Below are 26,261 nucleotides of genomic sequence, written 5' to 3'. Positions count from 1 at the left end.
GCAACCTAGCCGCGGTCGGCGCCGGCCGGTACGGTCTCCGCCCCGTTCTCCCCCACCGTACCTCGACAACGACCCCGGCCCCCGATGATCTCTCTGGAAGGCAAAACCGGGCTGGTGTTCGGCATCGCCAACGACCGCAGCATCGCCGCCGCCATCGCCCAGCAGTGCCACGACGCCGGCGCCCAGATGGCCTTCACCCACCTGCCGGACGCCGACCCGGACCGCCCCAAGGCCCGCAACCGCTGCATGAAGGTGGTGCAGGACTGGGATCCGAAGCTCGTGCTGCCCTGCGACGTCACCGACGACGCCCAACTGGACGAGGTGTTCGACAAGGTGAAGGCGGAGTACGGCAAGCTGGACTTCGTGCTCCACAGCATCGCCTTCGCCAGCTTGGAGGACCTGAAGGTCCCCACCTACCAGTGCAGCCGCGACGGCTTCAAAATGGCGATGGACATCTCCGCCTACTCCCTGCTGGCCCTCGCCAAGCGGGCGGAGCCGCTGATGACCGACGGCGGCAGCATCCTCGCGATGACCTACCTCGGCGGGGAACGGGTCATCCCCGGCTACAACATGATGGGCGTCTGCAAAGCGGCGCTGGAGTGCTGCGTGCGGTACGCCGCCGCGGAACTGGGGCCGAAGAACGTCCGGGTGAACGCGATCTCCGCCGGTCCGCTGCGGACGCTCGCCGCCAGCGCCGTGGGCGACTTCTCCGCGATGAGCAAGCTGTACGAGACCTTCAGCCCGCTGCGGCGGAACATCACCGCGGAAGAGGTCGGTAGCGCCGGGGCGTTCCTGCTGAGCGACGCCGCCGGCGGAATCACTGGCGAGAACCTGCACGTGGACGCCGGCTTCCACGCCGTCGCCGCCCCGCCGGAAGACGCCGCGTAGGGTCCGCTCCGCGGACCGCGTAGAGATCAGGCGGAGGGACGAAAACGGTCCGCCCAGCGGACCTTACGCCAGCGGCGCCGCGGCGGCGTCCGCGACGCGGAACGGCATCGCCGTCGCCCCCGCCGATCGGGCCGCCTCCTCGATCGCGGCCTGCCGGTCCGGGGGGCCGACGAGCAGCAGGCAGCCGCCGCCCCCCGCCCCGCAGGGTTTCCCCCCGAACGCCCCGGCCCCCGCGGCCGCGGCGAACGCGCGGTCCTGCCCCGGCGTGACCGTGCCCGGGTCGAGCCGCCGGGCCAGTTCGCGGTTCTCCGTCGTCAGTTCGCCCAGCCGTTCCCAGTCCCCGCCTTCCAAGGCCGCCCGGGCCGGGGCGACCGTCTCGCGGAGCGCCCGCAGCGTTTCGACCAGCCCCGGCTCGCCGGCGCGGAACCGCTCCCAGACGTCGGCGTGCGAACCGCCGGAGGAGGCGTCCTCCTCCGCCCCGGCGTAACAGAGCGTGACCGCCCGCTCGAACTCCCGCAGCCGGTCGGCGGGCAGGTCGATTCGCTGCACGTCGGCCGGCGTGCTCTCCTCGTGGAACCGCAGATGCAGCACGCCGCCGAGGGCCGCGGCGTAATGGTCCTGCTTGCCGCCCTTCTCCCCGACGAGTTCCGCCAGCCGGTAGGAACGCTCGGCGAGGTCGACCGCATCGGCGGGCTCCTTCCCGGCGACGGCCCGGCTCAGCCGCAGGTAGGCCACGCCGGCCGACGACGAACTGCCGAGGTGATTGTCCGCCGGCAGGTTGGCGTGCATGTGCAGCTCGAACCGCCCGCCCCGCCAGAACGCGGCGCCCTCGACGGCGTGGGTGAGCGCGCAGGAGAGCGTCGCCCCGCCGCCGGGGTCGCTCGCGCAGAAGTCGTGCACGTCGGTCCAACCGCCGGCGAAGTCCGCGCGGGTCGGCACGCGAACGCGGTGGGTCGGGGCGTCGTCGGGCACGGGGGCGGTCCGGCGGTGGTTGGAGGAGAGGAACGATCGAGCATGCCGACGCTCGCCGCCGACGCCACGGGGAACGCCCCGGTCCGGCCTCGCCTGCACGCCGCCGGCGACACCGCTACGATGCCGCGATGCTCGCCGCCGCTTTGATCGCCTCCGTGATGTCCGCCGCCCCCGAGGCCGCCGCCGCCCCGATCGAGGTGCTGATCGGCACCTACACCGACGGCGAGAGCCGCGGGATCTATCGGGTCACGCTCGACTCGAAGACCGGCGCCCTCGGCGAGCCGACGCTCGCCGCGGAGATCGAGAACCCCTCCTTCCTCGCCCTCTCGCCGGACGGGTCGCACGTCTACGCCGTCAGCGAGGCGTTCGGCGGCGGCCGGGCCGACGGGGTCACGGCGTTCGCCCTCGGCGACGACGGCGGGCTGACGAAGCTCAACGCCCAACCCTCCGCCGCGGACGGGGCGAAGGCGGGGGCCTGCCACGTCTCCGTCTCCCCGGACGGCGAAGCGGTCTTCGCCGCGAACTACGGCGGCGGCAGCGTGGCCTCCTATCCGGTGCGGGAGGACGGTTCCCTGGGCGAGCCGGCCACCCTCGCCCAGCACGAGGGCTCCAGCGTGAACCCCCGCCGGCAGGAGGCCCCGCACGCCCACTGCGTCACCCCGGCGCCGGGCGGCGGGTTCGTGCTCTGCGCGGATCTCGGTCTGGACCAGATCCTCGTCTATCAGGTCGACCCGCAGACCGCCGCCCTCACCCAGCACAGCGTGACCGACACGCCCCCCGGCGGCGGCCCGCGGCACGTCGCGTTCACCCCGGACGGCCGGTTCGCTTACTGCTGCCTGGAAATGGGCAACGCGGTCGTCGCCCTCGCCTGGGACGGCGACGCCGGCACGCTCACGCCCCTGCAAACCCTCCCCACGCTGCCGGAGGACTTCGACGGGAACAGCAGCACCGCGGAGGTCCGCGTCCACCCGAACGGCAAGTTCGTCTACGTCACCAACCGCGGGCACGACAGCGCCGCCGTCTATGCGATCGGTGAGGACGGCCAACTCACCCTCGTGGAGATCGAACCGCTTGCCGTCGATACCCCCCGCGGCATGAACCTCACCCCGGACGGCCGCTTTCTGCTGGCCTGCGGGCAGGCGTCGGACGATCTGGTTTCTTTCCGGGTGAACCTGGAAACCGGCGCCCTCGCCCCGACCGGTTCCCGCGTGAACGTGCCGAAGGCGGTCGACGTGCTGCCCCTCCCCGCGAACTGACGCGGCCCCCGGCGGGCCGCCGGGCGGGTTGACGATCCGAGGCGCCCGGCCAGAATGCCGGACCGATACAGGCGTTCCCCGGTGCGTTCCCCGGCGGTTTCCCGTCCGGAAACGGGACGTCGGTATCGCCCGCGGCTTGCAGGGAGGCCCGCCGCCGTTCGGCGCGAACGGGGCCGACCGTGCGTCCGCGGCCCCCGCCCGGCCCCCGCCGTCCGCCGCCGATGCCCGCGAAGCAGTCCGCCAAGTCCTCCCGCTCCCGCCGTACGAAGGGGGGCGGCACGGCGACGGAGATCACCGTCCGCGGCGCCCGGGAGCACAACCTGCGGGACGTCTCGCTGACGCTCCCGAAGAACCAGCTGGTGGTCTTCACCGGCGTCTCCGGCAGCGGCAAGAGTTCGCTGGCCTTCGACACCCTCTACGCCGAGGGGCAGCGGCGGTACGTCGAATCCCTCTCCAGCTACGCCCGGCAGTTCCTCGGCCAGATGCCGAAGCCGGAGGTGGACCATATCGGCGGGCTCGCCCCCTCGATCAGCATTCAGCAGAAGACCGCCGGCCGGAACCCGCGGAGCACCGTCGGCACGATCACGGAGGTCTACGACTACCTCCGCGTCCTCTACGCCCGCGTCGGCCAGGGTTATTGCTACGTCTCCGGCCTGCCGATCCGGGCTCAGTCGACCGATCAGATCGTCGCCGCGATCGAACAGACGGAGGCGGGCACGAAGTATTCGATCCTCGCCCCGCTCATTCAGAACCAGAAGGGCGAATACCGCGACCTGTTCGAAGACCTCGCCCGCCGCGGCCACCTGCGGGCGCGGGTGGACGGGGAGGTTTGCGACCTCTCCAACCCGCCGGCGCTGAAGCGGCACTTCAAGCACACGATCGAGGTGGTCGTCGATCGCCTGCAAGCCGGCAAGCAGTCCCGTACCCGGCTGGCGGAGGCCGTCGAGCAGGCGTTGAAGCTCTCCGGCGGCACGTTGCTCGTCGTGCCGGAGGACGGGCCGGAAAAGCTCTACAGCGCCGACTATTCATGCCCCGAAAGCGGCATGAGCTACGAGCCGCCCAGTCCGCAACTGTTCTCCTTCAACAGCCCCGCCGGCATGTGCCCGGCCTGCCAGGGACTCGGCGTCCGGCACGAGTTCGACGAGGAGTTGTTGGTCGCGGACGAGCGGAAGGCCCTCCGCAACGGCGCCCTGAACCTGCTCAAGCCGTTCAAAGATCTCGGCAAGTGGAAGAAGCACATTTACGAGGGCGTCGCTGCGGCGATCGAGGAGGACTATAACCTCACCAAGAAGACCTTCCTCAAAACGCCCTGGCAAAAACTGCCGGAGCCGGCGCAACGGGCGTGGCTGGACGGGCTGGGCGACCGGCACGTCACCTTCCACTGGAAGGGCCGCGGCGGCTGGAAGCACGGCGGCGAATGGGCCGGCTTTCTGAACGAACTGCTGGAGTCCTACCGCGACGCCAAGAACCCGATGCGGCGCCGGCAGCTCGAAAAGTTCATGCTCACCCGTCCCTGCAGCGCCTGCGGAGGCACGCGGCTCAATAAACAGGCGAACCACGTCCGCCTCAAAACCGCCTCAGAGACCTTCGTCGAAGAGCACGGCCGGGACGAACTGAGCCTGCCGGAGGTCTGCGCCCTCCCGATCGGGGCCGCGGCGGAGTTCTTCACGGACCTCGTGCTGTCCGACACCGACCGCGTGATCGCCACGGAGGCGATCAAGGAGATCCGCGGCCGGCTCGGCTTCCTGTTGAAGTGCGGGCTGCACTATCTCTCCCTGGACCGCAGCGCCCCGACGCTCTCCGGCGGGGAGGCCCAGCGAATTCGCCTCGCCGGGCAGATCGGCTGCGGGCTGGTGGGGGTGCTTTATATCCTCGACGAGCCCAGCATCGGCCTGCACCCGCGGGACAATTCCCTGCTGTTGGATTCGCTCCGCGATTTGCGGGACCGCGGCAACACCGTGCTGGTCGTGGAGCACGACGAAGAGACGATGCGGGCCGCCGACCACGTGGTCGACTTCGGCCCCGGCCCCGGCGTCCGGGGCGGCGAACTGGTCGCCAGCGGCAGCGTCGCCGACGTGATGCAGGCCCCGCGGAGCCTGACCGGCCAATACCTCAGCGGCAAACGGACCATTGAGGTCCCGGAGACGCGCCGGGCCGGGTCCGGCGAAAAGCTGATCGTCCGCGGCGCCACGCACAACAATTTAAAGAACGTCACCGCCGAGATTCCGCTGGGGGCGCTGGTGTGCGTGACCGGGGTCAGCGGGTCCGGCAAGTCGTCGCTGACGAACGACATCCTCTGGCAGGCGTTGAACCGCGACGTCAACGGCGGCAACGGCGAGCCGGGCGCCCATGCGGAAATTCTTGGGCTGGAGCATTTCGATAAAGCGATCGACATCGACCAGTCGCCCATCGGCCGCACCCCGCGGTCGAACCCGGCGACGTACGTCAAAGTCTTCGACCTGATCCGCGACCTGTATACCAAGCTGCCGCAAAGCAGCCTGCGGGGGTTCAAACCGGGCCGGTTCAGTTTCAACGTCCCCGGCGGCCGGTGCGAGCACTGCGAGGGACACGGGGCGACGAAGCTGGAGATGGACTTCCTCGCCGACATCTGGGTCCCCTGCCCCGTCTGCGAGGAGCGCCGGTTCAGCCGGGAAACGCTGGAGGTGAAGTTCAAAGGGGCCTCCGTCGCCGACGTGCTCAACATGGACGTCGCCGAGGCGCTGGAGCACTTCGAAAACGTGCCCAAGATCAAACGCTTGCTCCAAACGCTGGCGGACGTGGGGCTGGACTATCTGAAGCTTGGCCAGCCGTCGCCGACGCTGTCGGGCGGCGAGGCCCAGCGGATTAAACTGGCCCGGGAGCTCGGCAAGCGGAGCACCGGCAGCACGTTCTATCTGCTGGACGAGCCGACGACCGGCCTGCACTTCGCGGACGTGCACAAATTATTGGACGTCCTGCACGGGTTCGTCGATAAAGGGAACACCGTGCTCGTCGTGGAGCACAGCCTCGACGTCATTAAAACGGCGGACTGGATCATCGACATGGGCCCCGACGGCGGGGCCGGCGGCGGGCGGGTGGTCGTCGCCGGCACGCCGGAGCAGGTCGCCGCCTGCGACGAGAGCTTCACCGGCCGGGCCCTCCGCGACGTGCTGCCGGCCTACGAGCACAAGCGGAAGACCGTCGTCGCCCCCAAGCCCGCCCCGCCGACGAAGACGCCGCCGATCACCGTCAAAGGTGCCTCGCAACACAACCTGCAAAACGTCGACCTGACGCTGCCCCGCGGCAAGATGAGCGTCTTCGCCGGTCCCAGCGGCAGCGGGAAAAGCTCGCTGGCAATGGACACCCTCTACGCCGAGGGCCAGCGGCGCTACGTCGAGAGCCTGTCCGCCTACGCGCGGCAGTTCCTCGGCCAGATGCCCAAACCGCGGGTCGACTCCGTCGCCGGGCTCTCCCCCGCCGTCGCCATTGAGCAGAAAACCGTCGGCAGCACGCCCCGCAGCACCGTCGGCACCGTCACGGAGATTTACGACTACCTCCGCATTCTCTTCGCCCGCCTCGGCACGCCCCACTGCCCGTCCTGCGGCACGCCTGTCGGCACGAGCACCACGGACGAAGTCGTCGGCCGGGTGATCAACCTCAACGAAAAATACGGCAACGGCGCCCCCGCCAAGGCCCTGCTGCTCGCCCCGCAAGAAATCTTTAAAGGGGAGACGTACGAGGAATTATTCGAGCGATTGAAAACCCGCGGCTACAGCCGGGTGCGGGTGGACGGGCACACGCACCCGCTGGCGGACCCGCCGAAGCTCGACCGGCGAGAGGAGCACGTTTTAGAAGTGGTGGTCGACCGTGTCGCGCTCGATCCGGCGCAGGTCGGCCGGCTGACGGACAGCATCGAGCAGGCGCTGGACCTCGGCCGCGGGGTGATCCGCGTGGCGATCGCGGAGAAGTCGAAGCCGGAGCCGGAGTGGCCGACGAAGCGGTTCAGCCTGCACGCCGCCTGTGAGACCTGCGACCGCAGCTTCGAACCGCTCTCTCCCCAGAACTTCAGCTTTAACTCGCCGCTGGGCTGGTGCGACGCCTGCGAGGGGCTGGGCAACGAGCGCGGCACGGACCAGTCGGCCCTGATCGCCGATCCGACCCGCTCCCTCCGCGACGGGGCCGTCACCGCCTGGCCGGATCCGGCGACGAACCCCCAATTCGCCGCCATCTTGGAGGGTCTGTCCGAGACCTACGGGATCGACCTGGACGCCCCGTTCGACGCCCTCCCCGCCCACGCCCGCCGGGCGGTGCTCTACGGCGGAGAGAAGTGGGTGACGGTCTCGCCGAAAGACGGCCCGGCGTACCGGCTGCAATACAAAGGGCTCTACCCCAGCCTGACCGAGGCCAGCCGGCTGAGCTATCAATACCGGCAACGCCTGCGGGACCTCGTCGGCGATAAACCGTGCAGTCAGTGCGACGGCGACCGCGTTCGAGACGACGCCGCCGCCGTCCGCTTCCGCGGCCAAACGCTGCCGGCGCTGTGCCGCCTGCCGCTGACAGACGCCCTCGCCTTCCTCAACTCGGTCGAATTGAAGGGGAGCGAACAAAAGGTCGCCGGCGACCTGCTCAAGGAGGCGACACATCGGCTCGGCTTCCTCGTCGAGGTGGGTCTGACCTACCTCACGCTGGACCGCTCCATGCCGACGCTCTCCGGCGGGGAGTCGCAGCGGATTCGCCTCGCCGGGCAGGTCGGGCGCAGCCTGACGGGTGTGCTGTACGTCCTCGACGAACCCACGATCGGCCTGCACCCGCGGGACAACGGGCGGTTGCTGAAGGCCCTCAAAAAGCTGCGGGACCTCGGCAACACCGTGGTGTTGGTGGAGCACGATAAAGAAGTCATCGAAGCCGCCGACCGGCTGATCGATTTCGGCCCCGGCAGCGGCCGGCTGGGCGGAACGGTGACCGCCGAGGGCACGCCGAAACAGGTCGCTCGGAAAAAATCCTCGACGACCGGCCGCTACCTCTCCGGCCGGGACGAAATCAAAATTCCCGCGACGCGGCGGCCCTGCGACGGGCCCGCCGTCGCGTTGAAGGGCGTGAAGCACCACAATTTGCGGAACGTGGACCTCACGCTGCCGTTGGGGGCGCTGGTCTGCGTAACGGGCGTCAGCGGCTCCGGGAAAAGTTCGCTCATAGAAGGCACGCTCGCGCCGGCGATCGCCCGGGCGCTGGGGCAGAGCGGCAAGACGCCGGGGCCGTTCCGCTCGCTGACGGGGACGGAGCACCTGTCGAAAATCGTCGCCGTCGACCAGGCCCCGCTCGGCGCCACGCCGGCCAGCAACCCGGCGACCTACACCGGCGTGTTCGATCTGATCCGCGAGTTGTACTGCCGCCTGCCGGCGGCGAAGGCGCGGGGTTATAAACCGGCCCGGTTCTCCTTCAACCGCCCCGGCGGACGCTGCGAGGTGTGCGAGGGGATGGGGCAGCGAAAGATCGAAATGCACTTCCTGCCGGACGTGTGGGTCGACTGCGACGCCTGTGAGGGGAAGCGGTACACCGCGGAGACGCTGGCCGTCACCTATAAAGACAAGTCGATCGCCGACGTGCTGGAGATGTCGATCGGCGAGGCCTACGACCTGTTCCAAAACGTGCCCAAAATCCGGGCCGTGCTGGGGGTGTTGAAGGCAATCGGGCTGGATTATCTCTCGCTCGGCCAGAGCGCCCCCACGCTGTCCGGCGGGGAGGCCCAGCGGGTGAAGCTCGCCGCGGAACTGGCCCGGCCGGACGCCGGCCGCACGCTGTATCTGTTGGACGAGCCGACCACCGGCCTGCACTTGGCGGACATCGCCAAGCTGCTCGAGGTGCTCAACGGGCTGGTGGAACGCGGCAACACGGTGTGCGTGATCGAGCACAACCTCGACGTCATCAAAACGGCCGACTGGCTGATCGACCTCGGCCCGGAGGCCGGCAGCGGCGGCGGGCGGATCGTCGCCGACGGCACGCCGGAGGACGTGGTGCGGGACGCCGCGGAGATCAGCCATACCGCCCGCCTGCTGCGCCCCGTGCTGGAGGACGGCGGCCGGGCGGAGCGAGCCGCCTTCGACGTCGAGGAGGAAGCCGCCGAACGGGAAGGCGACACCACGCTCGCCAGGTTCGGCAAGGACGAAAAGGCTCCCTGGCAGGCCGACGGCAAGCGCTGGCACACCCGCGATCGCCTCGCCCACAACGGCAAGCCGGCCCGGTGGGAGGGCGATCTGCTGGCCCACGTCGTGGCGACGCTGGAGGACCTCGGCGGCTTCGCGCAGCCGAACTGGGGCGAGCGGTCCGTGGTCGAGGTCACCGGCGAGGAGAAGCCGGCGACCTGGTTCCTGCACGCCAAGACCGCTCAGGAGTGGTTCTGCGCCCTCACCTTCCGCGTGAAGCAGGACGCCTTCGACCAGGCCGCCCTGCGGCGCCGCTTCCCCTGGGCGCCGGCGGACGAACTGGACCTGCCGACGTACGGCTCCGACAAACGGGTCCGCACCCGCAACCTCGCCGGCGGTTGGCAGGAGGTCACCTTCAAGCCGCACTGGCTGAGCGAGGTGAACACGCCGGCCTTCCACGCCTTCCTGGAGGAGGCCCGGGCGAGCTACCTCGACGCCGCCGCCCCCCAAGACGACGAGGCGGAGGACGACCGGGCTCCGTGGGAGCGGCTGGGCCGGCGCTGGCACGCCTCGCCGCAGGGTTTCGTCGGCCGGCGGCCGAAGTGGAAGCCGGAAGTGTTGGACGCCCTCGCCGATAGCATCGCCGCCGCGGTACCGGACGCCGCGGCGAACTGGACGGCGAAGACCGTCGTCCCCTTCACCCGCAACGGCGACGGGACCGCCTTCGCGGAGCTGCACACCAAACGCCCGGCAGGGCTGGACCTGACGATCCCCGTCGAGCCCGGTTCGCTCGCCCTCGGCCGGGTGGCGTCGCTGGGGGCGGAGCGGGAACTCGCCCGGCACCGCGGCGGCGAGGCGGTGAAGATGCGGTTCAAAACCGTCAAACAGGCCTCCGACCCGCGGTTGCGGGAATTACTGGCCGAGTTGGCCGGCGGCTGACGGGCGGGCGGCTCCGGCCCTCACCCGTCGGGGCGCAGTGAGGCGCGCCCGCGTCCCGGCCCCTTCGAGGGCCCGGGACGCTCCGTTCAGGGAAGCGGCCTCAGGCCTCCGGCACGGTGAGGCTCTCGCCGGTCTGCTCCGGGCCGAGGCCCAGCAGGTAGGGGACGGCCCGCGCGGCGAAGTCCTCCGGGTCGGGGTAGCTGGCGGCGTCCTCGCCCCAGTTGCGGCGGGTCATGTCCGTTTCGACCACGCCGGGGGAGAACGGCACGGCGCAGAACCGGCCCGGGGCGGCCTCTTCCAGGTCCTTGGCGAGGGCCTTCGTCAGGCCCTCCACGCCGAACTTCGCCGCGTTGTAGGGGGCGACGCCGGCGCTGGCGGAGCGGCCCCAGCCGGAGGAGAACACCACCACGGTGCGGTTCTTTCCGTCCCGCTTCGCCGCCTCGATCATCCGGGGCAGGAAGTGGCGGGCCAGCGACGCGGCCCCGCCGACGCTCACGGCGACCACGGCGTCGCACTTGGCGGCGGAGATCTCCCACAGCGGGGCCCGGTCGTTGATCAGCCCGGCGTTGTGGATCAGCAGGTCCGGCACGCCGCTCTGCTGGAACACGGAGTCCGCCCACCTGTCGACGTGGGCCTCGCGGGTGACGTCGGCCCGCTGGAAGCGGTGGGGCGGTTTGAAGGCGGCCCGCAGTTCGTTCAGCGCCTCCTCGTTCCGACTGCACCCGCTGACCACGTGGCCCTCCGCGGCGAATCGTTCCGCCAAAGCCCGGCCGATGCCGCGGGTGCAGCCGGTGAGAACGATCAGTTTCCGGTCGGACATGACGGGGCGGAGGCGTGACGGGGAGAACGGGACTGTAGGATGACGCCCATCCGCCGTTGATACACCCCCGATGACGCCCGCCCTCGTCCTGCTGGCCCTGGTTCCGATGCCCGCCCCCCCTGCGACCGACAACCTCACCCCCCGCGGCCACACGACCGCCGAGCCCGCGCAGATCGCCGCGTGGGTCAACGCGGGCACGGCCACGTTGGTCGACGTGCGGGAGACGGACGAGTGGGAGGACGGCCACCTGCTGGCCGCCACCCTGGTGCCGCTGTCGGAGTTGGGGGAGAAGGCGAACGACCCGGCGTGGGTCGCCGATCTGAAGCGGCGGGTGCCGACGGACCGGCCGGTGTACACGCACTGCAAAAGCGGCGGCCGCTGCGTGATGGCCGCCGAGCCGCTGCGGGAACTGGGCTACGACGTGCGGCCGATGAAGGAGGGGTACGTCGACCTGCTCTCCGCCGGATTCGAGCGCGACGAAAACTGAGCCGGCGTCCCCCGTCGCGTGAGGCCCCGGTCCGCCTGACCGGCACGACCGGCGCTGCGGTCGCGGTCGGGGCGGCCGACGGTCGATGAGGAGGACACGCCGCGTCCCCCTCCGCCGCCGCCCGTGTCCGACGCCCCCGTCGCCCCGACCGTCCGGCTCGACCGTCCGGCCCCGCCCGCCGCCCCGGTCGGCGGGGACGTGCGGTTCGTCGCGGCGGCGCTCTGCGCCCTGCTGAACGACCCGCTGCTGAGTTCCCGACCGATGCGCGGCTGGGCGGACGGGTTACGGTCGGCGGCGAAGCGCCTCGCCGCGGCGGGCGTGCGGGGGGCGATCCCCACCGCGGAGGTGCGGCGCCTGGGCGGCGTCGTGCGGGCGGCGGCGGCGGCCCGGGATCAGCGGGAGCGGTTCGTTCGCTGGACCGCGGACCTCGGCCCGGCGCTGGCCGACCTCGCGGTCGCCGATCACACGGCCGGCTCCCGGCTGCTCGCGCTGGCTCGGGGGATTCTTGCCGAGACGCGGGACCTCGCCGCCGGTTCGCTCCCCCCGACTGCCCTGCTGCCGGCCCCGCCGTCGGGGCGGACAGAGCGGGGCGTCGCCGGGGCCTGCCTCGCGGCGTGGGCGGCGACGCACTACCGCCCGCTGTGGGGCGAGGCGGAGGCGGTGGTCGTGGCGGCGCTGGCCCGGGACGCGGGGGAACTCACGCCGGTTGCGTTTCATTCTGACGCACACCGTCGGGCGGACCGGCCGAGCGAACCGGCGGCGGCCCACGCGGCCCGCTCCGCGGCGCTGCTGACCGTCTGCGACCGCCTCCCGCCCGCCGCCGCCCGCTGTGCCGCCCGGCACCACGAGCGCCCGGACGGCGGCGGCGGCCCCGCCGGGCTGACCGGCGCCGACCTCACCCCCGCCGACCGGCTGCTCGGCTGGGCCGACCGCTTCCTCGCCCTGCTCCCGGCGCCGTCGGCGGGCGCCGGCGACGCCCCCCCGGACCCGGCCGCCGACTGGCAGGCCTGCTGGCAATCGGCCGCCGCGGCGACCTACGCCGCGGCCCGGCGGGGGGAACTCTGCCTGTCGATCGCCGCGGCGGGGATCGAGGCGCTGGGGCTGTCGCGGGGCGATCAGGGGGCGACGGACGCCTCCGGCGTCGCCCCGGTCGGACTGGCCCTGACGGACCTCGGCCGCACCCGATTGCGATTGGACGCCGGCCACGCCGTCGCCGCCCCGCGGTTCGCCGTCGCGGCGGCGAAGCGGGCCGCCGCCTCCCCCGTCGGGCGGGCGGCGGCATGAACGGACCGCACCTGCATCACGACGGGGAGGACCCGTTCGGCCCGGGGTCGTACTTCCATCAGACGCGGCGGCCGATCGTCTGCCTGGCGTTCCTCGCCCCGCTGCTGGCGGCGTACGAGGTCGGCGTGATCTGGCTGGCGAGCCGGGACGAACCGATCCACGGCGGCGCCGGCGGGTGGCTGCGGCAGTCGCTCGCCGAGACCGGCGCCGGGGCGGCGTTCGCCCTGCCGGCGGTCGTCGCGGCGATCCTGCTGGGCTGGAACTTCTACGGCCATCACCGCTGGGAGGTGCGGTGGGACACGCTCGGCGGGATGCTCGGCGAGAGCCTGCTCGCCGCCTCGCTGCTGGTCGGAGCGGCGTTCGGCACGCACGCCCTGCTCGGCGACGGCGGGGCCGGCGACGCTCCGACCGTGACGGTCGATTTGGCCGACGACGCCGGCGGCGCCCCCCGCTCGACCGCGGCGAACCTCGTGGGGGCGGTCGGGGCCGGGGTGTACGAGGAACTGCTGTTCCGCCTCGCCCTGCTGCCGCTCGCCTACGGCCTGTTCCGGTTGCTCCGCTGCGGGCCGAGGGGGGCGGCGGCGCTGGCGGTCGTCAGTTCCAGTCTGCTGTTCGCCCTCTGCCACCACCTCGGGCCGCAGGGGGAAGTCCCGACGCTGGGGCCGTTCCTGTTCCGGGCCGGCGCCGGCGGCGTGCTGGCGGCGCTGTTCTGGTGGCGGGGCTTTGGCGTCGCCGTAGGCGCCCACGCGGCGTACGACCTGATCGCCGGCGTGCTGCTGGCGGGATGAGGGCGGGCTGCTGGCGGGATGAACCGGACGGGGTGACCTTCCCCGCCGGGGCCGCATAATGCCGCCCCCCGCCCCGCCTTCTCTCCCGGTGTTCCCCCGTTGCTCGGTCCGCGTTTGCCGCTGGGATCGCCGGGCGGGGTGCCGGTGGGGGTCGATCTCTCCTGGCTGCCGTTCGCGGCGCTGGTAACCTGGGGCTTGGCGACGGAGCACTTCCCCCTCGTATTGCCGGCGCTGACGCCGACCTTCTGCTGGGGGGCCGCGGCGGTGGCGGCCGTCGGGCAGGCGGGGATGGTGCTGGCCCACGAGTTCGGCCACATCTATTGCGCCCGGGCGTTCGGCACGCCGACCCGGCGGGTCACGCTGTTCCTGTTCGGCGGGCTGGCGGAGTTGGAACGCGAACCGCCTTCCCCCAAGGCGGAGGTGCTCGTCGCCCTGGCCGGGCCGGCGGTCTCCGTGGCGCTGGCGGTCGGCTGCTGGGCGCTGTGGTACGCCTTCGCGGCGCTGGGCTGGGCGGGCGTGGAGATCACCGCGGACGGCTTCGCCCCCGGCCTGCTGACGACCGGGCTGGCCGGCGGCGAATCCCTCGGCGACGCCCTGCGGGCCGCCACGGTGGGCGTGCTCGGCTTCTGGTTGCTGGTGAACGCGGCGATGGCGTTGTTCAACCTGCTGCCCGGCTTCCCGCTGGACGGCGGTCGCGTGCTGCGGGGCCTGCTGTGGGGGGCGACCGGCAATCTGAAGAAGGCGAACCGGGCGGCGTCCGCGGCGGGGGTGGTCGTCGGCGGGATGATCGTGGGGCTGGGCGTCTGGTCGGCGGCCAGCGGCGGCGGATGGGGGGCCGCGTGGCCGGTGCTGATGGGCGTCGCCGTGATCGCCGCCGCCCGCTGGAGCGACTCCCGCGGCCGGCTCCGCCGGGCCGTCTCCGGCGTGCAGGTGCGGAGCCTGATGCGGCCGGTCGACCGCGTCCACGTCGTCCCGGACGACGCCACACTGCAACAGTACTTCGAGGGCTCCGTGCTCGGGCTGGGCCGGGCGAACGTGCCGGTGGTGCGAACGGACGGGACGCTGGCGGGGCGGCTGTCGGTGCGGACCCTCGCCGCGACGCCGCCGGACCGCTGGCCGCTGGTGACGGCCGGCGAGGCGTGCGAACCGGCGCCGGACGCCGCCCGGGTGCGGCCGGGGGTGGACGCGATCGCGGCGCTCTCCTGGATGCACCACACCGGCCGCACGCGGCTGGACGTGGTGGACGGCGGCGGGCGGCTGATCGGCGTACTCACCGCCGCCGACGCCAGCCGGGCCCTGCACCGGGCGATGGACCTCGACGTGCCCGCCGAACCGCAGGCCGTCCTCTCCCCCGCCCCGGCGATTCCCCCACGGCCGCACACCTGAACATCCGTGTCAATGCGGAGCGGCCCGCGGCTACCCTTCCCGCGATCCCCGCTCCTTCCGAAAGCCGCCCCGATGGCCGCCGACGCCGACCTCGAACAGCCTAAAGCCGATCCGCCGGAGGACTCCAACGCGGTCAAGGATCCCGACGACTGGACCACCGGCGACGAGCCGATGACCGGCGCCCAGGCCAGCTACCTGAAAACCCTCTGCGAGGAGGCCGGCGAGGAGTTCGATCCGAACACCACCAAGGCGGAAGCGTCCAAACGGATTGACGCCCTCCAGGAGAAAACCGGCCGCGGGCAATAACCGTCGCGAGGCCGGCCGACGCCCACCGTTCGCCGTCGCCGAGAGGCGGCGCGTCCCGCGGGCCGGGGAGCGCCCGCTGCCGATGCGTGCGGTCGACCGGGAGGCTTCCTAGACTGCACAACCCTCCCCACCCGGACTCGCCCATGCCCGCCCGCCTGCTTTCGCCCCGCTGTCTCGCGCTCGGGGTCGCGGCCCTGTTCGCCGTTGTCGTCTCCCCCCTGACCGCCGGCGACTGGCCGCAGTGGCGGGGTCCGGACCGGGACGGGTTCGCCGCGGACGACGAATCGCTCGGCCCCGCCTGGGGCGACGACGGGCCGGAAGAACTGTGGTCCCTGGAAGGGATGGGCAAGGGCTTCGCGAGCGTGGCGGTCGTCGGCGACCGGCTCTACACCACCGGGAACTTCGACGACGGCCAGCGGGTCGTCGCCGTCGACCTGCCCGCCGGCGGCGGGCAGCCGTCGATCGCCTGGTCGAAGACGTTCACCGAGGGCGTCCCGAAGCACGGCTACGACGGCTCCCGCAGCACGCCGACCGTCGTCGGCGACAAGCTGTACGTGACCGGGTCCAACGGCAGCATCGCCTGCCTGTCGACCGACGGCGAGGTGCTCTGGAGCAAGGACTTCGCCGCGGAGTACGGCAGCGGCAGCCAGTCCTGGGGCTACGCCGAGAGCCCGCTGGTGGACGGCGACCGCGTGATCTTCACCCCCGGCAGCGAGAGCGCCCTGATGGTCTGCTGCGACCGCAACACCGGCCGGGAGATCTGGAAGACGCCCTACCCGCCGCAGTTGACCGGCGGCAAGCGCGAGGCCGGCTACAGCAGCGCCGTGATCTCCGAGGGCGGCAACGTGCGGCACTACGTCCAGATGACCGGCGGCGGGCCGATCGGCCTGCGGGCCTCCGACGGGAAGATCCTCTGGGGCAGCGACGCCGCCGCCAACGGCACCGCCGTCATCCCCACCCCGCTGGTCGGCGGCAAGGGCGGCGACTGGGTATTCGTCTCCAGCGGCTACGGCGCCGGCGCCGCCTGCTTCGAACTCACCCCCGCCGGCCGGAACGAATTGAAAGTGCGGACGGTCTACGAACTCGACGGCCGGGACTTCCAGAACCACCACGGGCAGATGATCCTCGCCGACGGCTACGTCTACGCCGGCGCCGGCCACGGCGGGCGGGCGAACAGCCCGGTCTGCCTGAAGCTGGAAACCGGGGAGATCGTCTGGGGCGGCGAGAAGGACAAACTGACCGGCCCCGGCAAAGGCAGCATCGCCGCCATCGCCGTCGGCGACGAACTGCTGTTCCGCTACCAGTCCGGCGAGATCAGCCGCCTCGCCCTCACCACCGAGGGCTACCGGCCCACCGGTCAGTTCACCCCCCGCGTGAACGAGAACGACCCCAGCTGGGCCCACCCCGCCGTCGCCGGCGGCGTGCTGTTCGTCCGCGAACAGGACACCCTGCTGGCCTACCGCGCCGGCGAGTGAGGCCGCGTCCGCGGTTCGCGTCCGCGGTTAGAGTGCTCTTCCGTCTGCCGTCGCGGCGGTTACCAGCCCGATGCGCGAGCATCGGCCGTCGGCGCAGCCGTCCGGCAAGGACGCACGGCCGGAGCTTGCGCTCTGGGCTGGTAAGCCTCGCTATGGTCAGCGGAAAAGCGATCCAAGCGGCGCAGAGGAACGACGAGCCGGGGGGCGGCCCCCCGGCTCGTTCTCGTTCAGCGGCTCACTCCCCGATCGTCAGCCACGCCTTGCCGCCGCGGCCGGGTTTCTCGGCCTCGGCGACGGCCTCGGCGACGCGGTCCAGCGGGAAGGATTCGCCGACGTCGTTGGCGATCACGCCGGTCGACAGCAGCTTGCCGACGGTTCGCATCACGCGGAGCTTCGTCGGCAGGCTCGCCGCGTCCATCCACTTGCCGAGGTAGAACCCCTCGACCGAGAGTTGGTGGAACAACAGGTGCCGGGCCGGCACGGCGAGCGGCTCCCCGGAGAGCGTGCCGAAGGAGATCAGCCGTCCGCCCCCGGCGAGGCAGCCCACCGCCGCCCCGCCGGTCGCGCCGGCGACCGGGTCGATCGCGTGCCGGACATCGGCCCCGCCGGTCGCCTCCCGCACCTTTGCGGCGAGGTCGGCGGGGGCCTCGGTTTTCTCGTCGAAGACGACCACCGCGTCGGCCCCCAGCCCCCGCAGCGTCTCGGCCTGCTCCGCCCGCCGGACGACGTTCACGGTGCGGAATCCGCGGTGGACGCCCAGCCGGATCACCATCTGCCCGAGGCTCGACCCCGCCGCGGTCTGCAACAACCAAGCCCCCCGCGGCACGGCGAGGACCTTGGCCGTCAGCAGGTACGCCGTCGCCGGATTGACGAAGAACATCGCCGCCTGCGGCAGGCTGAGGTCGGCCGGCAGCGGCACGCAGCGGTTCGCCGGGAGGGTGACGAACTCCGCCCAGTTCCCGCCGGCGCCGTTCAGCACGGCGACCCGCTTGCCCCGCAGCGCCAGGCCCAGCAGGCCGCCGCCGGATTCGACCACGCCGACGCCCTCGTAGCCCGGCACCGCCGGCGGGTCGGGGAGCGAGCCGTACTCGCCGCGGACGGTCATCAGGTCCGACGGGTTGATCGGGCTGGCGAGCATCCGCACCCGGACCTCCCCGCCGCCGGGCGTCGGCTCCGGGCGGTCCACGCACCGCAGCACGTCGGCGGGCTCCCCGAACGACTCGAACTGGGCGGCTTTCATGTGAGAACTCCCGGGGGCGAATCGAGACGGGCCGCGACGGCGGCGAAGTGGGCGAGGCGATCGAGAGCGGCCGGCGTGCGGGCCTCAGGGTGATTCTCCCACGTCCCTCGGGCGACCCAGGCGAGCCCGCTAAGCAGTGCCCCGGCGTCGTGCAGTGTGCCGGCCAGCCGTTCCTCCTCGTCGGAGAGCGGCCGGACCGTGCGGTAGGCGGCGATCAGCGGCTCAAGCGAGGGCGATGCGAAGCTGCCCGCCAGCCGGGCGAGGTCCGCGGCGGGGCTGTCCGTGAGGGCCGCCGCGGGGTCGATCAGCCCGGTCACGCGGTCGCCCGTGAACAGCAGGTGTTCCCGGTGCACGTCCCGCAGCACGGGGGCGAGCGGAACCGGGCGGCGAGCCGCCTCCTCCAGCCGGGCGGCGAGCGACGGGCCGACGGCGGCCAGGGTCGCCAGCAACCGCTCGCCGTGCTCCCGAAACGGCGAGGGCGGCTCGTCCCGCAGGGCCGCGGCGGCCCGGGCGGCGCCGTCGTCGAGCCACGCCCGAAGCCGTTCCCGCCGATCGAGCAGCGACCGCGGCGCGCCGGCCGCCTCCGGGGCGAAGTACGGCCGGGCGGCGGGCGGCGGGGCGAACGACTCCGCCGCCGCGTGAAATCGGGCCAGCGCCACGCCGGCCGCGGCACGCTGGGCCGGCGTCGGCGTCGGCGCCAGCGGGTCGCCGGGCAACCAAGGTTCGAACTGGGCCAGCCGGTCGCCGAGCGGGAATAGCGTCTCCCCCGCGAGAGTCGTCGCCGGCACGGCGATCGGCAGGGTTGGGTCGACGCGGCGGAGGTGAGCCAGCAGGGCGTGCAGCCCGCTCAACCGGGCCCGCGGCGGGGGGGCCGCCGGCCAACGCCGCAGGGCGAAATCGCCGGCGGCGGTGGGGATCCGCGTCACCCCGGCCCCGCTGAACCCGCCGCCGACCAGGACGGCCGGCCCGGTCCGCCGATAGTCCGGGCCGAACAGGGCCTCGGGACGAAACTCGTCGCGCCGCGGGAGCCCCCGGGGGAGTCCCCGCGGCGCCGGGATCGGGGGACGGCGGGCCGGCGGTGGGGCGGCGATCGCGGGCGTCGGGAACGGGGCGTGGGGCGGGGCCTCGCAGTGTGGTCGGCGACGGGCGGCCGTCCACCCGGCCCGGGCGAATCCCCGGGACACCGGCAGGCTCCGCAGAGTTTGACAACGCCCCGCGGCCCGGTAGAACCGGGGCCGTTCCTTTCGCCCCCGGTCCCGCTCCGCTCCGCATGCCCCGCCCCGCCCGCGGTTTCGATCGGCCCTCCCTCTCGCGGCGGTCGCGGTTCTCTCCCCGGCGACTCGCGGAACGCTGGTTCGGCGGGCGCCGCTGGGCCGGGGCCGCGGCGCTGCTGGCCGCCCTCGCCGTGCCCGCGGGGCTCGGCGCCCAGGCCTACACGAGCTTCTACGGCCTGCGGGCGTACACCACCTACACGGACCCCTACAGCGGCGTCTCCACGCAGACGGTGCGGCCGTTCTGGGACGTCTTCGGCGTCTTCCAGCGGCCGGTCGTCTCCTCCGGGTCGGTCGTCTCCGCCGGGTACGCCTCCCCGAGCGTCTACAGCGCCTCCTACGCCCCGGCCGTCACCACGGCCGGCTACGGGACCTCCTACTACGGCGGGAGTTCCTACGTGCCGACGGTCTCCTCCTACGGCGACTCCGTCCTGGACGCCGGGACGACCTATTACGGCGGCACGGTGACGGACGCCGGGTACGGCGGGTCGTTCTACAACTCCAGCTACGCCGGCGGGGCCGTGCCCTACGGCGGGACGACCTCCTACAGCGTGTACGGCTCCTCCCGCGGGGCGGTCACGCTGAGCGACGCCTGCTGCCAGCCGGCGCCGGTCTGCTCGCCCTGCGCCGACCCGTGCGGCGGGACCGGGACCTCCTGCCCCGGCGGGAACTGCACCTCCTATTCGGTGCCCGGGGACGACGACGTGATCGAATCCGATCCCGTCTTCGCCGACCCGCCGGACGACCGCGACGACGACCTCGACCCGGTCCCGCGGCGCCGCCCGGCTCCGCCGACGGACCGGGATCGCCCCGGCCGCGACCCGCTGGACGACCTCGAACCCCCGGCGTTCGACGACTCCTTCGACGACGCCGCCCCCTCGGATCGCGACCGCCCCGCCGCCCCCCGCACGCCGGAGGACTCCGTCCGCGACGAGTTCTCCGACGACTTCCCGGACGACGACCGGCCGACCGGCAACCCGTACGAGCTCCCGACGGACGACGACTTCGGCGACGACCCAATGACCGGGTCGAACGCCGACGTCGACTTCGGCGACGCCCCCGGCAGCGGCGTGCGGCCGGCGGAGAATACCGCCCCCTTCCGCCGCGACCGCGGCGGCCTCGCCGACCCGCCCGGCGACCGTACCCGCCCGGTGCCCTCCACCGACGAATCCTTCCCGGACTTCGACGCCCCGGCGACCGGCAACTTCGAAGACTCCCGCCCGATCGGCGGCGCCACCCCGGGCGACTACGGGAGGAACCCCGGCGGCATCGAGCGTCCCGGCGGCACGGGCGACGCTTTCGGCGGCGATCCCGGCATCGTCGGCCAACCGGGCGACGGATCCTTCTCCGATATTCCGGGCGAAGATCCCGCCTTCGGCGACGACCTGTTCCCCGGCGACAGCTACGGCGACGACCCGAGCGCCCGGTCCTCCTTCCGGGTAGAGCCGAACGAGGTCGATCTGACCGGTCCGCCGACCCCCGGAGAGGAGGCGGCCGACGGGCCGAGCGAGGCCGCGGAGGAGACCGCCCCCGAAACGGACGCCGACTCGGACGCCGAGGCGGCCCCGTCCCGCCTTTCGGCCCCGGAGCCGGAGGAGGGCCCGACGCTGGACCCCGCAGCGCCGGCCGAGCCGGCGGCCCCCGCCTCCGGCGACTCCGCCGCCGCCCAGCCGCGGCTGATTACCGCCCAGCTGCTCCGCGCGGAGTTGGAACGGACGCGGCTGACGCCCCGGGCGGGTCGCACCCGCATCGCCCGCTTCCGCCACCGGCCGGTCGAGCCGACCGCCACCCCGGACGTGCAGATCGCCGCCCAGTGAGCCGCGGGACGGAGACCCCGGACGACGACTCCCCGACGGCGGCCCACCCGCCCGCGGCGGAGGCGCCCGGCAACGGCACGATCGCGGCCCGGCTGACAGAACTGGCGGATCTACTGGAGATCGCCGACGCCAACCCCTTCCGCGTGCGGGCTTACCGCTCCGCCGCCCGCACCTTCAAAGGGCTGGCCGAGCCCGCCGCGGACCTGCTCGCCGCGGGGCGTCCGCTGACGGAATTGCAGGGCGTCGGCAAGGACCTCGCCGCGAACGTGGCGACGCTGATCGAGACCGACACCTTTCCCTCCCTGGAGGAGGCCCGGGAAGGCGTCCCGCCGGGGGTGCGGACGATGCTTCGCCTGCCAGGGCTGGGGCCGAAGAAGGTGGGGGCGATCTACCGGGACCTCGGCGTCGAGACGCTGGAGGGTCTGGAGGCGGCGATCGCCGACGGCACGCTCGCCGGGCTGCCCGGGTTCGGGAAGAAGACCGGCGAGAAGATCCTCGCCAACCTCGCCCTGGTGCGGGAGGGGATCGCCCGGTCGCTGCTGGCCCGGAGCCTGCCGATCGCCGAGAGCCTCGCCGACGCCGTGCGGGCCGCCGCCGGGACCACGGCCTGCGAGCCGGTCGGTAGCGTGCGGCGGCGGGCCGAATCCGTGGGCGACGTGGACCTCTCCGCCGCCTCGACCGAGCCGGCGGCGGCCGTCGAGGCGTTCTGCTCCCACCCGCTGGTCGCGGAGGTAACGAGCCGCACCGAACGCACCGCCCGCGTGCGGCTGACGGTCGATCCGGGCCGGCCGACGGAGGCGGAGTTGGTCGTCAACGCCCCGGAGGCGTGGGGCGCCGGGCTGATCCTCGGGACCGGATCGAAGACGCACGTCGCCGCCCTGCGGGACTGGCTCTCCCCCGCCGGCCTCAAGCTGACCGACGACGGCCTGATGCGCGACGGCGTCCCGGTCGACAGCGCCACCGAGGAGGCCGTGTACGCCGCGGCGGGGGTCGCGTTCGTCCCCCCTGAACTTCGCGAGGGCGGCAACGGCGTGCTGCGGGTCGCCGATCTCGAGCACGGCGGCGGGCTGCCGGAACTCGTCACGCTGGACGACCTCCGCGGCGATCTGCACATGCACACGACCGCCAGCGACGGCGCCGGCACCGTCCGCGAGATGGCCGCCGCGGCGAAGGCGCGGGGGCTGAAGTACATCGCAATCACCGACCACTCGCAGCGGGTGACGATGGCGAACGGCCTGAACGCCGAACGCCTGCGGGCCCACTGGCGGGCGATCGACGCGGCGAACGTGCTCACGCCCGGCGTGCGGATTCTGAAGGGGATCGAGTGCGACATCCTCGAGGACGCCACGCTCGACCTGCCGGACGACGTGCTGGCGGACGCCGACTGGGTCGTCGCCGTGCTGCACTACGGCCTGACCCAGCCGCGGGCGCAGATCATGAAGCGGCTCACGGCGGCCCTCGAAAGCCCGCACGTGGACTGCATCGGTCACCCCAGCGGCCGGCTGATCGGCAAGCGGTCGGGGGCGGACATTGATTGGGACGCGTTCCTCGACCGGGCCGCCGCCACCGGCACGCTGCTGGAGATCAACGCGGCTCCCGAGCGCCTCGACCTCTCCGCCGAACACGCCCGAGCCGCCGCCGCCCGCGGCATCCCGATCGTCGTCAACACCGACGCCCACGCCCCCTCCGCCGTCGGCGCCGCGACCTGGGGCGTCTATCAGGCCCGCCGGGCCGGCCTCACCGCCGAGCAGGTCGCCAACACCCGCGACTGGCCGGCCTTGAAGGCGCTGCTGAAAGACGGGTGAACCGGCGGCGGCCCCCGAAGTGTTTCGATGCTCCCGCACCGGTAGGTTGCCGGGGCGATCGTTCCTCCCCACTCGCCGGCGCCATGTCGTTCCGAACCGCTGCGTTGCTCCTCGCGGGCTGCTCCCTGTGCGGTCCCGCCTGCGGCGGCGAATCGATGTTCACGCCGCCGCCGCAACTCGTTGGTGAGTTGGGCGATTATCGGTCCCCGCTTCTCTTCGACGACGGCCGGCCGGTCGAGACGCCGGCCCAGTGGGAACAGCGGCGGCGGGAGATCCGGCGGGCCTGGGACCGCCTGCTGGGACCGTGGCCTGCCGTCATCGAACGGCCGAACGTGGAAACGCTCGGCACGTCGCAGCGCGACGGCTACGAACAGCGCCGGGTTCGCTTCGAACTGGCCCCGGATCATCCGACCGAGGGCTACCTGCTGATTCCCCCGGGCGACGCCCCCCGGCCCGCGGCGCTGGTGGTGTACTACGAACCGGAGACGGCCGTCGGCGACGGTAAGCCGCACCGGGACTTCGCCCGCCAACTGGCCCGCCGCGGCTTCGTCACGCTGTCGGTCGGCTGTCAGCCGTCGCTGTACTACCCCAGCCGGGAGGACGCCGAACTCCAACCGCTGTCGGCGCTGGCCTACGGGGCGGCGAACGCCTACCACGTGCTCGCCGCGCAGCCGGAGGTCGACGCCGACCGCGTGGCCGTCGTCGGTCACTCCTACGGCGGGAAATGGGCCCTGTTCGCCGCCTGCCTGTACGACAAGTTCGCCGCCGGCGTCTGGTCGGACCCGGGCGTCGTCTTCGACGAGAGCCGGCCGAGCGTGAACTACTGGGAACCGTGGTACCTCGGTTACGAACCCGCCCCGCCCCCTGCGGAAGGGGCGAACGAACCGGCCGCCGAGGTTCCCCCGCAGCACCGCCGCTGGGGCGCCGGACGGGCCCGAACCGCTTCCGGCCCGCCCACCGCCGAGAACCCCGCGTTCGGTGCCTACCCGGAGCTGATTCGACAGGGCCGGGACCTGCACGAACTCCACGCGTTGATGGCGCCGCGGCCGTTCCTGGTGTCCGGCGGGGCCGAGGACCCGACGGAGCGTTGGCGGGCCCTCAATCACAGCGTCGCGGTGAACCGCCTGCTCGGCTACGAGAACCGCGTCGCGATGACGAACCGTCCGGAGCACGCCCCGAACGAGGAATCGAACGCCCAGATCGCGGCGTTTCTCGAACGGTTCCTCAAACCCGGCGCGGGCGATTGAACTGACGGGAGCCGCCCGGCGTTCCGCCCTGTCCCTTCCCCGTCCGAGAGCCAGTCCCGATGACTGTCCAGTTCCGCCTGTTCCGCAGTTCGATGAGCAGTTGGGAAACGCTGTTCCAGGAGGCGGCCGACTTCGCCACCTCCGTCGGGCGTGAGCACGTCATTTCGATCTCGCACAGCGAGGACCAAAACGATGGCGTGGTGACGGTCTGGTACTGGGGCGAGTGAGGCGGCCCTCAGGCCGTCGGCTCCGGCCGTTCCGCCGCCGCGTCGAGTCGCCGACGGAGCCGGTCCGCCGCGGCGACGAGTTCCGGGTCGTCCGGCAGCCGATTCAACGCCGCCCGGACCCGCTGGTGGGCCTTTGGCCCGAACACGCCCTGTTCGATCAGCCGCACCCCCGCGGCGGCCCCGGCGAGCAGGTCGTCCGGCGCCGCGGCCGGTCCGGCGTCGGCGACGCGGGCGTAGCGGTCCGCCAAAGCCTTCTCGCGGTGAATCCGCCGGCGACATTCCACGCAACGGACGCACCACGCGGCGAGGTCGAATTTCAATTCTTCGAACCAGTGCTTCTGTTCCTCGGCGAACCAGATAAACCGGCGGCCGCAGTCCACACACCCGCAGTCCTGATCAAAGTAGCCCGCTCGCGGCACGACCGACCACTTCTGCCGACTGACGTCTGCCCGCACGTAGGTCCCCGGGATCGCCATCGGACGATCGTCGAACCTGCGAACGCCTCCAAACCCGAGCACGCCCTTCCACGAATCTGGCGTGAACCGCGGCCCACGGCCGTAACGGGGGTGTTCGACGTAATCGGCGTAGCGGCTGAGGTCGGGCACGGGCGGGTTCCTGTTCGACGGGGCCAGTCTACCGACAACAACAAGCCGTGGGCCTGCCGGTTCGGGCGGCGCTCGGGTATCCTTCGCCGCCGCTCCCCCCGCCCCGCCCCGTAAGTTCTCCCATGGAAGCCGGCATCGTCGGTCTGCCGAACGTCGGCAAGTCCACCCTGTTCAACGCCCTCACCCAGGCCGGGGCGTTGGCCGCCAACTACCCCTTCGCCACCATCGAGCCGAACGTCGGCGTCGTCCCGGTGCCGGACCCGCGGCTGGACGTCATCCAGTCCTTTATCACCTCCCAGAAGGTGATCCCGGCCAGCGTCCGGCTGGTGGACATCGCCGGCCTCGTGAAGGGCGCCAGCACCGGCGAGGGATTGGGCAATAAGTTCCTCAGCCACATCCGCAACGTGGACGCGGTCTGCCACGTCGTGCGCTGCTTCTCCGGCGAAGTGACCCACGTCGACGGCGACGTGAACCCGGTCCGCGACATCGAGACGATCCAGACCGAACTGCTGCTCTCCGACCTGCAAACGGTCGAATCCGCCAGCCAAAAGTCCGCCAAGCTGGCCCGCGGCGGCGACAAGGAGGCCAAGGCGAAGCTCGCCCTGTTGGAACAGGTCGGCGCCGTCCTCAACGAGGAAAAGCCGGTCCGCAGCCTCGAAATCGAGGACAAGGAGCAGCGCAAACTGCTCCGCGGCTTCGCCTTCCTGACGGCCAAGCCGGTGCTGTACATCGCCAACGTGGACGACTCCGACCCGGCCGGCGAAGGCCCGCTGGTCCAGGCCGTGCGGGACTTCGCCGCCAGGGAGGGGGCGGACGTCGTGCCGGTCTGCGCCCAACTGGAGAGCGAACTGGCGGAACTGGACGAGGAAGACCGGGCCGAGATGTTGGCCGAGGTCGGTCTTGAAGAACCGGCCCTGGCGAAGCTGGCCCGGGCGGCGTACCGCACCCTGGGCCTGCAAAGTTTTTACACGGCCGGCCCCAAGGAGGTGCGGGCCTGGACGGTGCCGGTCGGCGCCACGGCCCCGGAGGCCGCCGGACAGATTCACACCGACATCCAACGCGGCTTCATCCGCTGCGAGACCTACAGCGTCTCCGATTTAGAAGAGCTCAAAAGCGAAAAAGCGATCCGCGAGGCCGGCCGCCTGCGGGTCGAGGGCAAGGATTACGTGATGCGCGACGGCGACGTCTGCCACTTCCTGCACAACGGCTGACGGGCCGGCGAGCGATCCTCACGGCTGCGTGACGGACGACCCGTAGGGTCCGCTCTGCGGACCGTTTTTCGCGGCGCCCATGAGCCTGCACGTGGGGTGGCCGGGGTCGGCTGAC

19 protein-coding genes are annotated in these 26,261 nt (G+C 72.4%); 14 read left to right on the top strand and 5 right to left on the bottom strand.

Annotation, left to right across the window (positions count from 1 at the left end; translation table 11 throughout):
• Positions 1 to 84: 84 nt before the first annotated feature.
• Entirely contained in the window at positions 85 to 888 is an 804-nt protein-coding gene (locus tag ACG2DA_RS03180; protein ID WP_395254019.1) for an enoyl-ACP reductase, read from the top strand.
• Positions 889 to 951: 63 nt separating this feature from the next.
• Here ACG2DA_RS03180 and ACG2DA_RS03175 read toward each other — a convergent pair whose 3' ends face one another.
• A complete protein-coding gene (locus tag ACG2DA_RS03175) occupies positions 952 to 1,860 on the bottom strand; it encodes a GHMP kinase (RefSeq protein ID WP_395254018.1) in 909 nt (302 codons plus the stop codon).
• A gap of 128 nt (positions 1,861 to 1,988) precedes the next feature.
• On the opposite strand from ACG2DA_RS03175, the gene ACG2DA_RS03170 reads away from it, so the two are divergent.
• Positions 1,989 to 3,116 carry a lactonase family protein gene (locus tag ACG2DA_RS03170; RefSeq protein ID WP_395254017.1) on the top strand — a complete coding sequence of 376 codons (1,128 nt, stop codon included), beginning with the start codon at positions 1,989 to 1,991 and terminating at the stop codon, positions 3,114 to 3,116.
• Between the two features lie 221 nt (positions 3,117 to 3,337).
• Positions 3,338 to 10,177 (top strand): excinuclease ABC subunit UvrA, encoded by a 6,840-nt coding sequence (uvrA, locus tag ACG2DA_RS03165; protein ID WP_395254016.1) that lies wholly within the window; start codon positions 3,338 to 3,340, stop codon positions 10,175 to 10,177.
• A 100-nt stretch (positions 10,178 to 10,277) separates the two neighbouring features.
• On the opposite strand, the gene ACG2DA_RS03160 is transcribed toward uvrA, so the two are convergent.
• Complete coding sequence (locus ACG2DA_RS03160) at positions 10,278 to 10,997, bottom strand: SDR family oxidoreductase (RefSeq protein WP_395254015.1); 720 nt, start codon at positions 10,995 to 10,997, stop codon at positions 10,278 to 10,280.
• 70 nt (positions 10,998 to 11,067) lie between these two features.
• On the opposite strand from ACG2DA_RS03160, the gene ACG2DA_RS03155 reads away from it, so the two are divergent.
• The 6 genes from ACG2DA_RS03155 to ACG2DA_RS03130 all read left to right on the top strand — a co-directional run bounded on the left by ACG2DA_RS03155 (position 11,068) and on the right by ACG2DA_RS03130 (position 16,723).
• Complete coding sequence (locus ACG2DA_RS03155) at positions 11,068 to 11,484, top strand: rhodanese-like domain-containing protein (RefSeq protein ID WP_395254014.1); 417 nt, start codon at positions 11,068 to 11,070, stop codon at positions 11,482 to 11,484.
• Between the two features lie 123 nt (positions 11,485 to 11,607).
• Entirely contained in the window at positions 11,608 to 12,768 is a 1,161-nt protein-coding gene (locus ACG2DA_RS03150; RefSeq protein WP_395254013.1) for an HD domain-containing phosphohydrolase, read from the top strand.
• Positions 12,765 to 13,556: a type II CAAX prenyl endopeptidase Rce1 family protein gene (locus tag ACG2DA_RS03145; RefSeq protein ID WP_395254012.1), complete on the top strand. Its 792-nt coding sequence runs from the start codon at positions 12,765 to 12,767 to the stop codon at positions 13,554 to 13,556. Before ACG2DA_RS03150 ends, ACG2DA_RS03145 begins: the two co-directional genes overlap by 4 nt.
• 99 nt (positions 13,557 to 13,655) lie before the next feature.
• A complete protein-coding gene (locus ACG2DA_RS03140; protein WP_395254011.1) occupies positions 13,656 to 14,942 on the top strand; it encodes a site-2 protease family protein in 1,287 nt (428 codons plus the stop codon).
• A gap of 72 nt (positions 14,943 to 15,014) precedes the next feature.
• The gene (locus ACG2DA_RS03135) at positions 15,015 to 15,248 is read left to right on the top strand and encodes a DUF3072 domain-containing protein (protein ID WP_395254010.1); all 234 of its coding nucleotides are present in this window, start codon (positions 15,015 to 15,017) and stop codon (positions 15,246 to 15,248) included.
• 143 nt (positions 15,249 to 15,391) lie between these two features.
• Positions 15,392 to 16,723, top strand: coding sequence for a PQQ-binding-like beta-propeller repeat protein (locus ACG2DA_RS03130; protein WP_395254009.1), 1,332 nt, complete (start codon positions 15,392 to 15,394; stop codon positions 16,721 to 16,723).
• 235 nt (positions 16,724 to 16,958) lie between these two features.
• On the opposite strand, the gene ACG2DA_RS03125 is transcribed toward ACG2DA_RS03130, so the two are convergent.
• On the bottom strand, positions 16,959 to 17,963 hold the full coding sequence (locus ACG2DA_RS03125; RefSeq protein WP_395254008.1) for a zinc-dependent alcohol dehydrogenase family protein: 1,005 nt from the start codon (positions 17,961 to 17,963) through the stop codon (positions 16,959 to 16,961).
• Positions 17,960 to 19,147, bottom strand: a complete 1,188-nt coding sequence (locus ACG2DA_RS03120; RefSeq protein WP_395254007.1) for a phosphotransferase — start codon at positions 19,145 to 19,147, stop codon at positions 17,960 to 17,962. Before ACG2DA_RS03120 ends, ACG2DA_RS03125 begins: the two co-directional genes overlap by 4 nt.
• An 86-nt stretch (positions 19,148 to 19,233) precedes the next feature.
• Between ACG2DA_RS03120 and ACG2DA_RS03115 the strand changes: the two genes are divergently transcribed.
• The 4 genes from ACG2DA_RS03115 (at position 19,234) to ACG2DA_RS03100 (ending at position 24,330) form a co-directional block, all read left to right on the top strand.
• A complete protein-coding gene (locus tag ACG2DA_RS03115) occupies positions 19,234 to 21,051 on the top strand; it encodes a hypothetical protein (protein WP_395254006.1) in 1,818 nt (605 codons plus the stop codon).
• Entirely contained in the window at positions 21,048 to 22,856 is a 1,809-nt protein-coding gene (polX, locus tag ACG2DA_RS03110) for a DNA polymerase/3'-5' exonuclease PolX (protein ID WP_395254005.1), read from the top strand. The genes ACG2DA_RS03115 and polX overlap by 4 nt, the downstream gene beginning before the upstream one ends.
• Before the next feature lie 83 nt (positions 22,857 to 22,939).
• Entirely contained in the window at positions 22,940 to 24,103 is a 1,164-nt protein-coding gene (locus ACG2DA_RS03105; protein ID WP_395254004.1) for a prolyl oligopeptidase family serine peptidase, read from the top strand.
• A gap of 59 nt (positions 24,104 to 24,162) precedes the next feature.
• A complete protein-coding gene (locus ACG2DA_RS03100) occupies positions 24,163 to 24,330 on the top strand; it encodes a hypothetical protein (RefSeq protein WP_395254003.1) in 168 nt (55 codons plus the stop codon).
• A gap of 8 nt (positions 24,331 to 24,338) precedes the next feature.
• On the opposite strand, the gene ACG2DA_RS03095 is transcribed toward ACG2DA_RS03100, so the two are convergent.
• Positions 24,339 to 24,935 carry a zinc-ribbon domain containing protein gene (locus tag ACG2DA_RS03095; RefSeq protein ID WP_395254002.1) on the bottom strand — a complete coding sequence of 199 codons (597 nt, stop codon included), beginning with the start codon at positions 24,933 to 24,935 and terminating at the stop codon, positions 24,339 to 24,341.
• 122 nt (positions 24,936 to 25,057) lie between these two features.
• On the opposite strand from ACG2DA_RS03095, the gene ychF reads away from it, so the two are divergent.
• Positions 25,058 to 26,146 carry a redox-regulated ATPase YchF gene (gene ychF / locus ACG2DA_RS03090; RefSeq protein WP_395254001.1) on the top strand — a complete coding sequence of 363 codons (1,089 nt, stop codon included), beginning with the start codon at positions 25,058 to 25,060 and terminating at the stop codon, positions 26,144 to 26,146.
• The last annotated feature ends 115 nt before the right edge of the window (positions 26,147 to 26,261 follow it).

The organism is Alienimonas sp. DA493, assembly GCF_043951915.1.
In the GTDB taxonomy this organism is placed as follows: domain Bacteria; phylum Planctomycetota; class Planctomycetia; order Planctomycetales; family Planctomycetaceae; genus Alienimonas.
The sequence above is the reverse complement of the archived record's forward strand: the minus strand, read 5'-3'. Positions and strand labels throughout refer to the sequence as shown.

What these genes read in the sequence shown, in the direction of transcription:
- ACG2DA_RS03135 (WP_395254010.1), top strand. Translation starts at nt 15,015, where the DNA reads ATGGCCGCCGACGCCGACCTCGAACAGCCTAAAGCCGATCCGCCGGAG.
- ACG2DA_RS03105 (WP_395254004.1), top strand. Translation starts at nt 22,940, where the DNA reads ATGTCGTTCCGAACCGCTGCGTTGCTCCTCGCGGGCTGCTCCCTGTGC.
- ACG2DA_RS03180 (WP_395254019.1), top strand. Translation starts at nt 85, where the DNA reads ATGATCTCTCTGGAAGGCAAAACCGGGCTGGTGTTCGGCATCGCCAAC.
- ACG2DA_RS03125 (WP_395254008.1), bottom strand. Translation starts at nt 17,963, where the DNA reads ATGAAAGCCGCCCAGTTCGAGTCGTTCGGGGAGCCCGCCGACGTGCTG.
- ACG2DA_RS03170 (WP_395254017.1), top strand. Translation starts at nt 1,989, where the DNA reads ATGCTCGCCGCCGCTTTGATCGCCTCCGTGATGTCCGCCGCCCCCGAG.
- ACG2DA_RS03160 (WP_395254015.1), bottom strand. Translation starts at nt 10,997, where the DNA reads ATGTCCGACCGGAAACTGATCGTTCTCACCGGCTGCACCCGCGGCATC.
- ACG2DA_RS03130 (WP_395254009.1), top strand. Translation starts at nt 15,392, where the DNA reads ATGCCCGCCCGCCTGCTTTCGCCCCGCTGTCTCGCGCTCGGGGTCGCG.
- uvrA (WP_395254016.1), top strand. Translation starts at nt 3,338, where the DNA reads ATGCCCGCGAAGCAGTCCGCCAAGTCCTCCCGCTCCCGCCGTACGAAG.
- ychF (WP_395254001.1), top strand. Translation starts at nt 25,058, where the DNA reads ATGGAAGCCGGCATCGTCGGTCTGCCGAACGTCGGCAAGTCCACCCTG.
- ACG2DA_RS03115 (WP_395254006.1), top strand. Translation starts at nt 19,234, where the DNA reads ATGCCCCGCCCCGCCCGCGGTTTCGATCGGCCCTCCCTCTCGCGGCGG.
- ACG2DA_RS03155 (WP_395254014.1), top strand. Translation starts at nt 11,068, where the DNA reads ATGACGCCCGCCCTCGTCCTGCTGGCCCTGGTTCCGATGCCCGCCCCC.
- ACG2DA_RS03100 (WP_395254003.1), top strand. Translation starts at nt 24,163, where the DNA reads ATGACTGTCCAGTTCCGCCTGTTCCGCAGTTCGATGAGCAGTTGGGAA.
- ACG2DA_RS03145 (WP_395254012.1), top strand. Translation starts at nt 12,765, where the DNA reads ATGAACGGACCGCACCTGCATCACGACGGGGAGGACCCGTTCGGCCCG.